At 28.7% G+C, this 13,333-nt stretch carries 10 protein-coding genes and 1 pseudogene; 7 read left to right on the top strand and 4 right to left on the bottom strand.

All coding sequences use genetic code 11. The annotated features are described in order from the left end of the window. The first annotated feature begins 1 nt into the window (after position 1). On the top strand, positions 2–2,368 hold the full coding sequence (locus OW730_RS26500) for an ABC transporter permease (protein WP_271227060.1): 2,367 nt from the start codon (positions 2–4) through the stop codon (positions 2,366–2,368). Positions 2,369–2,611: 243 nt separating this feature from the next. Beyond that, positions 2,612–3,367 (top strand): annotated as a pseudogene (locus tag OW730_RS26495) (IS256 family transposase); the annotation flags it as partial. A 186-nt stretch (positions 3,368–3,553) separates the two neighbouring features. Here OW730_RS26495 and OW730_RS26490 read toward each other — a convergent pair. The 3 genes from OW730_RS26490 to OW730_RS26480 form a co-directional block, all read right to left on the bottom strand. After that, a complete protein-coding gene (locus OW730_RS26490; RefSeq protein WP_271227059.1) occupies positions 3,554–3,841 on the bottom strand; it encodes a hypothetical protein in 288 nt (95 codons plus the stop codon). 99 nt (positions 3,842–3,940) lie between these two features. After that, the gene (locus OW730_RS26485; RefSeq protein ID WP_271227058.1) at positions 3,941–4,798 is read right to left on the bottom strand and encodes a hypothetical protein; all 858 of its coding nucleotides are present in this window, start codon (positions 4,796–4,798) and stop codon (positions 3,941–3,943) included. Between the two features lie 8 nt (positions 4,799–4,806). Then, a complete protein-coding gene (locus tag OW730_RS26480; protein WP_271227057.1) occupies positions 4,807–5,676 on the bottom strand; it encodes a hypothetical protein in 870 nt (289 codons plus the stop codon). A gap of 604 nt (positions 5,677–6,280) precedes the next feature. Between OW730_RS26480 and OW730_RS26475 the strand changes: the two genes are divergently transcribed. The 5 genes from OW730_RS26475 to OW730_RS26455 all read left to right on the top strand — a co-directional run bounded on the left by OW730_RS26475 (position 6,281) and on the right by OW730_RS26455 (position 12,437). Next, a complete protein-coding gene (locus OW730_RS26475) occupies positions 6,281–8,032 on the top strand; it encodes a M28 family peptidase (protein WP_271227056.1) in 1,752 nt (583 codons plus the stop codon). Between the two features lie 205 nt (positions 8,033–8,237). Further along, complete coding sequence (locus OW730_RS26470) at positions 8,238–8,516, top strand: hypothetical protein (protein WP_271227055.1); 279 nt, start codon at positions 8,238–8,240, stop codon at positions 8,514–8,516. 200 nt (positions 8,517–8,716) lie between these two features. Continuing rightward, a complete protein-coding gene (locus OW730_RS26465; protein ID WP_271227054.1) occupies positions 8,717–10,789 on the top strand; it encodes a beta-galactosidase in 2,073 nt (690 codons plus the stop codon). Between the two features lie 215 nt (positions 10,790–11,004). Continuing rightward, positions 11,005–11,952: an adenosine deaminase gene (locus OW730_RS26460; RefSeq protein WP_271227053.1), complete on the top strand. Its 948-nt coding sequence runs from the start codon at positions 11,005–11,007 to the stop codon at positions 11,950–11,952. 251 nt (positions 11,953–12,203) lie between these two features. After that, positions 12,204–12,437, top strand: a complete 234-nt coding sequence (locus tag OW730_RS26455; protein WP_271227052.1) for a hypothetical protein — start codon at positions 12,204–12,206, stop codon at positions 12,435–12,437. Between the two features lie 62 nt (positions 12,438–12,499). On the opposite strand, the gene OW730_RS26450 is transcribed toward OW730_RS26455, so the two are convergent. Continuing rightward, entirely contained in the window at positions 12,500–13,321 is an 822-nt protein-coding gene (locus tag OW730_RS26450; RefSeq protein ID WP_271227051.1) for a MerR family transcriptional regulator, read from the bottom strand. Between the last annotated feature and the right edge of the window lie 12 nt (positions 13,322–13,333).

The raw sequence follows: 13,333 nt of genomic DNA, 5'->3' as shown, positions 1-13,333 counted from the left end.
TATGTTATTAAAAAATGTATTAAGAACATTTAAAAAGAAAATTATTCAACTATCTGCCGTTGGAATTGTAATCTTTTTAAGCTCCTTTATATTTACTTCAATGTTCTATGGAATAAATTCTTTACAAGAACCCTCAGAAAAGTTTTTTATAGATAATAAGCAAGAAGACTTTTCTATAGATATGATAAATATCTTAACACAAGAGGAACTTGAATATGCTATTTCAAAGTATAATTTAGAATCAGGAATGTATACTCTTACTAATATCAAAAAAGAGAATATAGAATTATATTATGAAATAATAAATCTAAGAAAAGAAACATTTGAACAAAAATATGAAATGTACAGCCTTGAATTAAGAGAATATAAAGATATAAATTTTGATGATAACAATCACAAAATAAGAGTTATAAAAAACTCTCAAAAGATAAACCTACCAATGATAGAAGAAGGTAAAATACCTTCTAAAAATGATGAAATTGCTATAACAAAAATATATGCTAAGAAGAATGATATTAAGTTTGGCGATATATTAAAAGTTAATGGAAAATCTTATAAAGTTGTTGGAAATGTATTATTCCCAGATTATAATTTGCCATTGTTTGGAGAAGAGTTAATTATTGATAATAGTATGCAAACAATTGGGTTAGTTACAGATGAGGAATATGAGAAGTTAAAAGGCGAAGAAGGATTCCACTTTGCTGGTATAGCTAAACAAGATTTTAAGGAAAATATTTTTCAAAAAGATGTAGTAAACAATATTAAGGATGAGGATGAATTAAATTTTATAACAAATATAATTAGTACTAAGAATCAAATGAGAAGTGGAGCTGTATATGAGGAAATAAGAGGTGGAAAGGCTATGAGTCTGGGCCTTAGTTTTATGATCTCTTCCATAGGAATCATGATAGTTGCAATAATCATATTCAAAATCATAAGAAGCGAAAAAGGGCAAATAGGTGTTTTAAAAGCATTAGGGTATTCAAATACGGAAATAGCCATACCGTATACAATCTTAATATTAGCTATTTCTCTTCCTATGCTTGTATTAGGATATGCTGTAGGTAAGGTTTCTTCAGTTGTTATGAGAGATTTATATTTAGAATTTTATCTTTTACCATCCACAAATATTGAGAGTAATATATTTGTTCTTATTACAGCTATATTAGTTCCATTAATATTCGTTATTAGTCTTTCCATGGTTATAATAAGAAAGATGTTATCAAAGAATCCTATAGAGTTACTAAGAGCAGGGGATGTAGAAAAGGTAAGTAAGTTAAATAAACTGGTTTCAAAATTACTTAAAAAATGTAAGGCAACTACCAAGTTTAAATACTCATTTATATTTAGTAATTTAGGCAAGTTTTTTGTGTTTTTCGTTGGAATAGTTTTTGTTTCTATACTTATAATGTTTACACTTATGAGTAATGGGTTATTTGATAAGATGACTACTGATTATTATAATAGTGTAGCTTATGAATATGAAGCTTATATTGATATGACTAAAGAATTGCCTATTCTAGAAAATGGAGAAGAAAAGTTTTTACACTATCCTAATGGGAAGTATGAAGAGGATTCTATAACATTAAAAGGTATTCAAGATAATAACAAACTTCATAAATTGTACAATAATAAAGGAAAAGAAATTACGAGTAAGCTAAAAGATGGAGTTATTATAAATAAAAGCTTTAATATGAAGTATGATAAAGAAATTGGTGACACTATTAAAGTAAAAATTAGTGATAGAGAATATAATATGAGTATTGTTGGCATTTCTAATGAATTTAGTGATTTTAAAGTATATATAAATTTAAGTGAGCTAAGTGAAATGGTAACAGATAATAAATCTGATGAGTTTTTTAATGGGGTTTATTCTAAAAATATTTTAGATGAAGAAAAATATTTAACTGTAGTTAACAAGGCAGTTATATTAGAACAATCACAACTTATGCAGAACTTTATGAAATTTGCTATATATATGATGATAGGCTCTTCTATGGCCATAGCTGTAATAGTATTATATGTTTTAACTACATTAACAGTTGAAGATAAATATTACGATATATCATTACTTAAGGTAATGGGTTATAACGATAAAGAAGTTAACTCTATGATACTGAATAGTTATTTTGTATATTCAATAATTTCATTTTTAATAAGTGTGCCAATAGCTGTAGCGTTAGTAAATGCCATTGCTAAATATCTAATAGTGAGCTTTAATATGGTATTACCACTTCAGTTTGAATTATGGCATGTATTTATAGGAACTATAATTATAATGTGTACATTCTTTATAGGAACATTAAGTGCTAAGAGCAGAATAAATAAAGTATCACTTCAGGAAATATTGAAAGAATATAGGGAGTAGAATAAGTTATTCATTGAAGAGATTTTTTATAGGGTCAAAAAATGCCGGGAACAATATAGAAAAGATAGTTGACAGTTGACAATGGACAGTGGAAAACGAAGGACATTTCTCTACGAGAAATTTTAATTGTATTGTTTCTTTGATAAAATGAAGTAAATAGTATGTAATATAGTCTGTGTAAACCTCAAAATGGGTATACTTAAAAATAGTATTCATAGGAAGTACACAGATTATTATGGTTTTAAGAAAAATCAGAATGATGTATCAAGCAGATAGGATAAGTTATTAGGAATGTATGCAAAAGGTATGACTACCAGAGAGATAAGTAAACATCTTAAGATATATATGGAATAGATATTCATGGAATGAAGGATGTACTCGGAATTTGGAGTGACAAAAATGAAAGTGCGAAATATTGGCTCACAGTCCTAATGGACTTAAAGAACAGCGGTGTAATAGACATTTTTATAGCTGCATTTGATGGTCTTACTGGATTAAGTGATGCAATTAAAACAATAAACCCTCATACAGAAATACAACGATGTATCGTACATCAAGTTACAAACTCAAAAAAATATGTTTCATATAAACACAGAAAAGAATTTTGGTCAGATTTGAAATTAGATTATGAAGCACCAACTAAGGAATCTGCGTTGATAGAGCTAGAAGAGTTTAAAGAGAAATGGAATAACCAGTATTCAATTTCAATAAAATCATGGGAGAATAACTGGGAAGAGTTAGCTATTTTCTTTAAAGACCCATAGGAAATCCGTAAGATGATTTATACGACTAATGCGATGGAAAGCTACAATAGACAGTTAAGAAAGGTCACAAAAAATAGAAGTATTTTTTCATCTGATGAAGGGATATTTAAGATGTTGTATTTAGCAACTATCGGACTCAACTAATAAATGGACTCAAAATGTTAGGTGTTGGGTAACAATACTAGGGCAGTTAGCAATACACTTTGAAGAAAGATTTGATATAAATACAGTATAATTAAGCATGTCCTACATGAAAAATTATAGGAAAGATAATTTTTTAAAATTTAACTGTAATATTTTTTATAAAACTAGGAATGAGTTTAAACTATAACTTATTCCTAGTTAAAATAAAGTATATTCAGTCCTAAACTTTAATGAGCTTCACACAAATCTAATGCCACGCTCTTTTGTGTACGACCCCTTAATGTGAAATATTAAAACACCATCTTTTGGATAAATTTACTGGCATATTATTTTTTAATAATTGAGCGTCCTTATTTAATTTTTCAATATTTAAATCAAAGAAATTAAATTCACCTTTACCTTTAAAAAAACAAAATTCAAACTCTAATTCTCCATCAAAATATGAAAATACTTCTTTTAATCTATCATCAATAGCATAAACTACTTCACCTCTATCAGCATGATTTATTATCCATTCTTCTTTTTCAACAAACCATTCCCAGAATTTTATCATCTCAGTATGCACTAACATCATCTCCCTTCACAAATATGCTCATTTTTTTATAGTATTCTATAAAAAATTTAAAAACCCTCTATTTAAAACGAGGGTTTAATGTTAACTTTGTTACATGTTTTTTCTCACAAAATCTTCACATTTATGCGAGTAATGTCTTTTATTTGAAAAACCTACATATTCAAGTCCTAAACAAGGTGATAAATCACCATCAATAACATTCGTATTTACAAACATAAATTGTTTTAATTTAGGAAGGTTTCTTATGAATTCAATTGTAGATATTTTATCACAATCACAAAAGGAAAGTAATTCAAGTTCTTTCAAACATGATACATAGTTATGATTTTTAATTTTTTTGCAGTTATCAATTCTAAGACTTTTTAGAATATCTGCATTTAATTCAAGCTGGTCTATAAATTCTAATTTATTAATATAATTTAACTCTAATTTCTTTAAATTCTTAAACTTACCGCATCCTTTCAAGGATGTTATTGTTGATTGTGTGACTGTTAACTCTTCAATAGATGATAAATTGCTTAATTCTGTTAAATTCCTACTTTTAGGCTTATATTTCCAAATTTTAAATTTCTTTAAACTACTGAGTTTTTCAAGTCCAACTATCTTTTTATCTAGATCTATTGATAGAGTTTCTAAAAAGATATTATTAGATAAATCTACTTTAGTATTTAAATTACTTAATATAAGTTCTTTCAAATTCTTTAAATGCTTCAACCCATCGTAATTTTTAATACTTGTAGCAGAAATATTGATTTTTTTTACAAATATTAAATCTAAAAGAAAATCAATATTATCTTCTAAAAAATAAAGACTAGATATATAAATACTTGAAATCTCGTTATTCTTAATATAATTTAAATACTGTTCAAGCCTATTGCTTTCTATAACAATATATTGACTGTTTAATCCACTTAAAAATTTAAATCCGTTTTTTTCGATGATAGCCATTAATTCACCTAAAATCCATCTTGTTCAATGTATTTTTTGCCTGGGCTTTGACGTATGTTATAATTAGAATCACTTTTATTTCCACCATTTTTTTCAAGTTTCCTATGTTCTTGTTTAAAGGCTTCTCTATCATTTGGAGCTTTTTCCCATGTTTTCTTTGTAGCTTTAACTCCATATTTAGTTTCTTTATCTTTAGCAGATTGCTTCATTCTGGTCCTATCACCTTTTCCAGTATAAGTCTTTCCATTATCAAACTCTATTTCATATGAACCAGTTTCTTTTTCTGTTGTTTTTTCTTTCTTTTTCTCTTCCTTTTTCTCTTCCTTCTTCTCTTCAATCTTTTCTTTTACAGCTTCATGACCTTCTTTAAGAATGTATGCGCTACTAACAACTGCCCCAGTTGCTAGTAATGCTTTGACTCCAGATACTATAATTGGAACTGCAACAATCGGTAAAGCTCTACGCCTTGTGTTACTTCGGCTTGGGAAAATATTAATAACCTGTCCTGTTCTAATATTTCTTAAGCTACCTGTAATATTATCTTCGTTAATAGATTCAATAGTAACATCATATGTATTTACTATTTTATCACCATCTAAAATCTCTGTAGTTTCAAGTGTCATTTTTTCGGTTAACTTATCTACTACTAATTGTCCTGTAGCGTATTTTTTTTCAATATTAACTATAATCTTTGAATTGTTATTCATAATTATTTTAGCATCATCATTATTAAATAAATTATAAACTAAAATATTAAATGAAGTAGTAAATGAATTGCTAAATGAATTACTATTCTGTGCAAAAGCTGTTGAACTAAATCCTAAAAACATACAAAAACATAATAATATTGAAATGGTCTTTTTAAATATTTTATTCATTATTCTTAATCTCCTTTTGAAAGTATATTAAAAAATTATAAGTTTGTCCAATATGAAAAAACATAGAAAAAATATTAAATAATTGATATAATCGACTATATTGGTTAAAAATGTATTAATACATAAGTGTATTGTATATTATTTTTTCTTACATTTCAACAAAAAAAGATAAATAATGCATAAAAATGTAAAAAAACAAAATTATTTAGCGAATCAAATTTCTCTAATATAGCATTAATTTATAGTTGAGTAATAGGTTAAATAGTGGATTTAATAATAAAATATCAGATTATTAATTTAAGTATCATTGATGTAATGCTTAGATTAATAGCATTATGAATGAGATATGTTTTACAATTAAAGTTTATTTGACGTTACAAGACAGGAGAAATAATATAATTTAATTTTATATCTGAATATGTTTTTTTGTTTAAATGAGAAAATTATTAGGTTTTTAAGCATTAATATTTAGTTCTATAAATAATTCAAGATAAAAAAAGAGTAGAACTATATAATAAATTTAATTAATTTAAAAAACTATTTGAGTAATCACAGGAGATAATGAGTTTCCGTGAGTGCTCATTTATATGAAGGGGTTATGTCTATGAAACGAGTATCACTGGTATTAGCAATATTAGCAGTTTTGGTAGTTTTATCTTTTTCGGTTCTTCGTCAAGAACAACATATAACTGTTAATAAGACACAAGAAACTAACAATGTAATTGAATTAGATAATCCAGGAGTTAAAGCACTTAAACACTTAGAGGTTCTTTCAAATAAAATAGGTCGAAGAGGTAATGGTAGTGAAAATGAAAAAAAGGCTGCAGATTATATTATAGGAGAATTTGAAGCAATAGGATTTGAAAATTTTATACAAGACTTTACGTATACACTTAATGATGGAAAAAATTATTCATCTAAAAATGTTATTGCAATAAAACCAGGTAAATCAGGTAAAGAAGTTATCGTAGGTGCTCATTATGACTCTTCAGAAGTGGTGGGACTAGGAGCAGATGATAATGCATCTTCTATAGGAGTGATACTTGAAGTTGCTGAGGCAATTAAAGATATTAAAACTCCATATACTATAAGATTTATTGCTTTTGGATCGGAAGAAGTTGAAAAGCAAGGATCAGAATACTATGTATCACAGATGACACAAGAAGAAATAGGTAATACCATAGCTATGATAAATTTAGATAGCCTCATAGCGGGAGATAAGATGTATGTTTATGGTGGATCAGAAGAAAAAGGTTGGGTTCGTAACCTTTCATTAGATGTTGCAAAAAGATTAGAACTGAATCTTGAAACAAATCCAGGATTTAATAAAGATTACCCAGCTGGAACTACAGGAGACTGGAGTGACCATGCACCATTTGAAGCAGTAGGAATTCCATATGCTTATTTTGAAGCAACAAACTGGGAAACTGGAGATTTAAATGGATATACTCAAACTGAAAGTCATGGTGCAATATGGCATACGGAAAAAGATACACTAGAATTTATTGAAACAGAATTTGAGGGTAGAGTTGCAGAAAGATTAAGTACATTTGTTCAGGTACTTGCAAATGTACTTGTTGAGATAAAAGAAACAAAAAGGGGTGTTGATGATGATATAGAGAAATCAACTAAAGCTATATATTCCATAACAAATGGTATTCTTGAATTAGATTCATCTTATGATTTATCTGATAATGAAATAGAGTTACATACAACTCTTTGGAATAAGGTTAAAAGTATATATCCTGATAATATACTTGAAAGAATATTATTATTAAGAATCATATCTGATGGCAAAGGTGGTACCACTGGGGCGGCTTCAGCTTTGGAGGATACTAACAGTTCTTTTGAATTTACATTGGATTTAGATGACTCTTTTGATCAAAATAATAAACTTACAGATAAGGATTTCTATCATACTTTGATTCATGAACTATTCCACATTATTTCATTGAATGATACTCAGTTATCCATAGTAGATACACAGAATGATAACTCTACATTTGTTATTGATGAAGGAATCTGTAAGAAGGATTCATATCTAAATACTTTTTTTCAAGAATTTTGGACAAATATCTATCCTGAACTAAAAAAGATAGAGGAGACATATGATGGTATTCTGACAGATGATTATTATGATGAGACCTATAACTTTTATCTAAAATATGAAGATCAGTTCGTTACATATTATGCATCTAGTAATGCTGTTGAAGATATAGCTGAAAGTTTTACTATGTTTGTTTTAAATCATGCTCCTACAGATGAAAGTATAAAATCTAAAAAAGTTAACTTTTTCTATGACTATCCTGAATTAGTTGAGTTAAGAGAAATCTTAAGAAATAATCTTGAGATATGATAAAAAATAAAGACTTGTTTCGGATTATAACGAATCATGGCTGTTCTTACTTTTGGGAAATATGAAATTTTTAATACGAACAATATCTTTTTTATTTATATGTTTTTTAAGCCTCTTATACAAAATATTACTAGGGTATACAAGTAATCATTTGCAAATACTATTCAAGGATAAATAAATTGAATACGAGGTGAAAAAAATGTATATGCGTAACAACAATAATTGTGATAAGGGACTTTATTTCATGCTTGGTGCAATGATGACGGCTTTAGGATGCATGGGATACTGTATGTGTAAAAGCAATGGACATTTTGAAAAATTAAAATGTCATAATGAAAATGGTAATGGTAATGATAAAAATACCTTAAAGAAGATGGGTAAAAGACATCTAGGACATAAATGCCATCATGGTCGCCGTAGGCATGGAATACATAAAGAATATGAAGGATATCAAATGCCAGAAAATGAACAAGTAAACGAGTAGTAAGTGACACATAAAGAATACTAAAATTTAATAAATAGTAAAAGGAGAGAAAATTATTCTCTCCTTTTGATTTGGAGATTTATAAGAATCATAAGACTAATTATTATAAATGTTACAAAGTTTATATATAAAAGTACATGATATAATATTTTAAGTATTGAAAAATTTAGTAATTATTGAAGCTAGAAAGGAGAAGTTATATGAAAAATTATGGTCCAATAAGTTCTAAATGTGAATCTATGCTGCATGGTGCTGATTATAATCCAGAGCAGTGGTTAGATACTCCTGAGATTTTAGACGAAGATATAAGATTAATGAAATTAGCTAATTGTAATGTTGTAGCAGTTGGAATGTTTTCCTGGAGTTCTTTAGAAACTCAAGAAGGAGAATATAACTTTAAATGGCTTGATGAGTTAATGGATAGAATGCATAAAAATGGGAATCATGTAATACTTGCTACACCAAGTGGAGCAAAACCTGTATGGATGGCTCATAAATATCCTGAAGTTTTGAGGGTAGTAAGTAATAGAGTTAGAAACTTATATGGAGAACGACATAATCATTGTTATACTTCACCTATCTATAGAGAAAAGGTTTTAAATATAAATAGATTGCTGGCAGAAAGATATAAAGAGCATCCAGCTCTTATTATGTGGCATGTATCAAATGAGTTTGAGGGCGAATGTCACTGTGAGTTGTGTCAAGAAGCGTTTAAAGATTGGCTTAAGGAAAAATATCATAATAATTTAGATGAATTAAATAAGGCTTGGTGGTGTAAGTTTTGGAGTCATACATATACTGATTGGAGTCAAATTGAATCTCCAGCACCTCATGGAGAACCAGCTTTGCATGGATTAAATTTAGATTGGAAGAGGTTTGTGACTCATCAAACTTTGGACTTTTTTAAATTTGAGAGGAGGATTTTAAAAGATATAACGCCAGACATACCCTTAACTACTAATTTTCATGATTTTCTTGAACTTAGCAGAGGTATTGATTATTGGAAGTTTGCGCCCTACCTAGATGTTGTTTCTTGGGATAACTATCCATATTGGCATGGGGAGAGAACAGATGAGCATGAAGCTAGTAGAAGAGGGTTCATTCATGATATAAATAGATCATTAAAGGGTGGAAAACCATTTATGATGATGGAAAGCTCACCAAGTGCTACAAATTGGCAACCAGTAGCTAAATTAAGACGACCAGGGGTACATGCTTTAGCATCTATACAGGCAATAGCCCATGGGTCAGATACTGTACAGTATTTTCAATGGAGAAAGAGTAGAGGTTCTTCAGAAAAATTTCATGGTGCAGTAGTGGATCATTGTGGACACGAAAATACGAGAGTATTTAAAGAGGTATCTAAGGTTGGAGATATTTTATCAAAGCTTCAAGTTGTGGTTGGAACATCAGTAGAACCAGAGGTGGCGGTTATTTATGATTGGGAAAATTATTGGGCAATAGATGATGCACAAGGTCCAAGAATTGAGAAGAAAGATTATTTTGAGACCTGTCAGAAACATTATAAAGGATTTTGGGACATGTCGATTCCAGTAGATGTTATAAATATGGATTGTGATTTTTCAAAATATAAAGTTTTAGTGGCACCAATGTTGTATATGGTAAGAGAAGGTGTTGGGGAGCGAATTGAGAAATTTGTTAAAAATGGAGGAACCCTTGTAACTACTTATTGGAGTGGGATAGTTGATGATAATGATTTATGTTTCTTAGGCGGTTTCCCGGGACCTCTTAAAAAAGTTACAGGTATATGGTCAGAGGAGATAGATGCATTATACGATGATGATATTAATCATGTGATTATTGAGGAAAGTAACAATCTTTCAATGAAAGGTGAATATGAAGCAAGGATATTCTGTGACTTAATACATTCAGAGGGGGCAGAGGTTTTAGCAACATACAAATCAGATTTCTATAAAGGAATGCCTGCATTAACATATAATAAATTTGGAAAAGGTGGAGCTTATTATATAGCTTTTAGAAACAATGATGAATTTTTAAGCGATTTTTATAAAGGTTTAGCTAAAAGATTAAATTTAAATAAAGCTATAGATTTAGAATTACCATGTGGCATTAATGCTCAAGTGCGTAGAGATGAGAAAAATGAGTTTATATTTTTAATGAATTTTTCTAAAGAGAATGAAAAGGTAGATTTAAAGGATATGATATTTATTGATATGGAAACTACTGAAAATATAACAGGAAGTATAAATTTAAAAGGATATGGGATTAGAATTATTTCAAGGAAGTTATAATATTTAGGCTATGTTTAAAAATGTGTATTTATACACTCTCATACTGCTCATTCTGATACAAAGGGAAAAGCTTTCAAATATAAAACTGGTGTTTTTATGTAATTAATATAATATTTTGAGATTTTTCTATAATATGATAAACTTATTCATAGACGAATTGTATAATATTGTGAACTAACGATTATTTATATACCTATTTATTAAGGAGGCATATTATGAATGAGCAGTTTGAAGAATTTTTAAAAAATCATGATTTAAGAGGTTTAAGTTCAATAAAAAAAAGTGATCTGCATAATCATTTAGGAAGGGGAGGTAATATAAATTATTTTTCCTCAAAATTTAATTTAAAGATTGATCCGCCACCTTCAAAATTTGAATCTATGTATCACATGGATGAATGGTTCAGAGAAAACATAAAAATGAAATGCCCTTATATAAAGAGGTTGGAGGCTGGATTTGTACAAGCTGCGGATGATAATATCAGTGTATTCGCGCCCTGTTTTGGGCTTGATGAGGAAATGACTATTGGAGGCATGCCTGTAGATGCGTTCATAGATAAAATGAACAGCTTTAATAAGGAATTAGCACCAAATACAATATTGCTGCCGGAGTTGGCATTTACCTGGAGGTGTGATGTTGATAAAGAATATTCAAGATTGGATGAAGTACTTTCGTACAACTGGTTCAAATCTTTGGATATTAACTCCGGTGAATTTGAGCAGCCTGTAAAAAATTTCAAGAAGATTTACAGAAAAGCAAAGGAACATGGGCTTAGGTTGAGAGCGCATGTTGGAGAATTTGGAACAGCTGATGATGTTATGGAAGCTGTTGAAGAACTAGAGCTGGATGAAGTTCACCACGGGATAGCAGCTGCAGATTCAGAATTTGTTTTGAACTGGCTGTCAAAACATAAAATTCAATTAAATATTTGTCCATCAAGTAATGTTAAGCTCAGTGTGGTAGAAAGTTATGAAGCTCATCCTATAAGAAAAATATATGATTATGGAATACCAGTTACAATAAATACAGATGATATGCTGGTTTTCAATCAAAGTGCTTCTCAAGAATATTTAAATCTATATAAGTGTGGACTGATGAATGCCCAGGAGTTGAATGATATTCGTAAAGTAGGGCTTAGAGAAGTTGATTACTATAAATTATAAAATAATAAAAGTTATTTTACTTTGCAACACTTTTATTTTATCTCAATTTTAATCAAAATTTTAAAATAAAGGAATTAATTAGTTCCTTTATTTTTTATGCTATTTTGCAAAAAGTATAAATTAAGTTTAACTATAGAAACTCTATAGGTAATATTTTAGTAGAATTCTTTTAATATAATAGGACAAACTAATTATAGGGTTTTAAGTGATACTAAAAAACTCCATATATTAAAAAATGAGAGGTGATATAAATGAATAACAATAATAATATAATTAATAACGAAAATAAACCTCATCCTACTAAAGGAGAAATCACTTCAAGTTTACGAGCCATAGATGATATGACAATGGCTATGAAAGAGAATTATGCTATAGTGAATTGTGGTGAAGGTGCATGTGTATGTACTCCAGAAACTTGTACTTGTCCTAACGCTAAGAAAAAGACTAAAAAAGTATCAGAGGAATATAAAAATCCACTACATTAAAAATTTATACAAAAGCCCAATTTCTCATTGATTTTGGGCTTTTAAATTAAGTATTTATATATTTAAATATTATTTTTTTGTTTAATAGGTACTTGAACTTCTGTTAACCAATCAGATGAACTGTCCTTATTCCAAATTCCATCAATATGACTTTCACGAGGATTTCCTGAAATGGTATAATCATTATCATCTATCCACTTGAAAATATACGCATAAGCATTTCCAATTGTGTCATAAGGTCCTTTATGCAAAACACATGCTGCAGTTGTACTTTCAATGGTTTTAAAACTAATTGTCTCTGTGTTTTTACCATAATTCTTTACAGCTTCGCAGAATTCAATATCCATGTTATTATCTTTATATTCGCCATCGTGATAAATTATAAAGCAGTATTCTGGAGAGGTACATTTTAGATTAGGATTTATAGATAGAATTTCTTTACCTATTTGAGGTATCAGTTCAAAATATTCATGATACCCTGAAACTTTGATTCTTTTTGAATAAACAATACATTGAGGTAGTTCTTTTATTATTATCTGATAATTGTTCATATTCGTACCTCCATTTAATTCTGAAATATAATAATTAATAAGAGAAAGTTGCTTTTGTGATTCTACCAATTGTGCCTCAAGCTCAGCTTTTCTTTGCTCATAAATTTCTAAGATACTTATATTATTTATAACTGAAATTACTTCATTAATTGAGAATCCCATATTTCTTAGTGAAATAATTTTATGCAGTGTAAGCATTTGATCAGAAGTATAGTATCTATAACCATTTTCCTCATCAACATATGCAGGAGGAAGTAGTCCAACCTCATCATAATGGTGAAGCGTTTTAATAGTAACTCTATTTATTTTCGAGAATTGACCAATTCTATACATAAATCACACTCC

Source organism: Oceanirhabdus sp. W0125-5 (assembly GCF_027938815.1).
Classification (GTDB): Bacteria; Bacillota; Clostridia; order Clostridiales; family Clostridiaceae; genus Oceanirhabdus.
Note: the sequence above shows the minus strand (reverse complement) of the source record. Positions and strands in the feature narration are given on the sequence as shown.

What these genes read in the sequence shown, in the direction of transcription:
- OW730_RS26475 (WP_271227056.1), top strand. Translation starts at nt 6,281, where the DNA reads ATGAAACGAGTATCACTGGTATTAGCAATATTAGCAGTTTTGGTAGTT.
- OW730_RS26455 (WP_271227052.1), top strand. Translation starts at nt 12,204, where the DNA reads ATGAATAACAATAATAATATAATTAATAACGAAAATAAACCTCATCCT.
- OW730_RS26500 (WP_271227060.1), top strand. Translation starts at nt 2, where the DNA reads ATGTTATTAAAAAATGTATTAAGAACATTTAAAAAGAAAATTATTCAA.
- OW730_RS26480 (WP_271227057.1), bottom strand. Translation starts at nt 5,676, where the DNA reads ATGAATAAAATATTTAAAAAGACCATTTCAATATTATTATGTTTTTGT.
- OW730_RS26450 (WP_271227051.1), bottom strand. Translation starts at nt 13,321, where the DNA reads ATGTATAGAATTGGTCAATTCTCGAAAATAAATAGAGTTACTATTAAA.
- OW730_RS26465 (WP_271227054.1), top strand. Translation starts at nt 8,717, where the DNA reads ATGAAAAATTATGGTCCAATAAGTTCTAAATGTGAATCTATGCTGCAT.
- OW730_RS26470 (WP_271227055.1), top strand. Translation starts at nt 8,238, where the DNA reads ATGCGTAACAACAATAATTGTGATAAGGGACTTTATTTCATGCTTGGT.
- OW730_RS26460 (WP_271227053.1), top strand. Translation starts at nt 11,005, where the DNA reads ATGAATGAGCAGTTTGAAGAATTTTTAAAAAATCATGATTTAAGAGGT.
- OW730_RS26485 (WP_271227058.1), bottom strand. Translation starts at nt 4,798, where the DNA reads ATGGCTATCATCGAAAAAAACGGATTTAAATTTTTAAGTGGATTAAAC.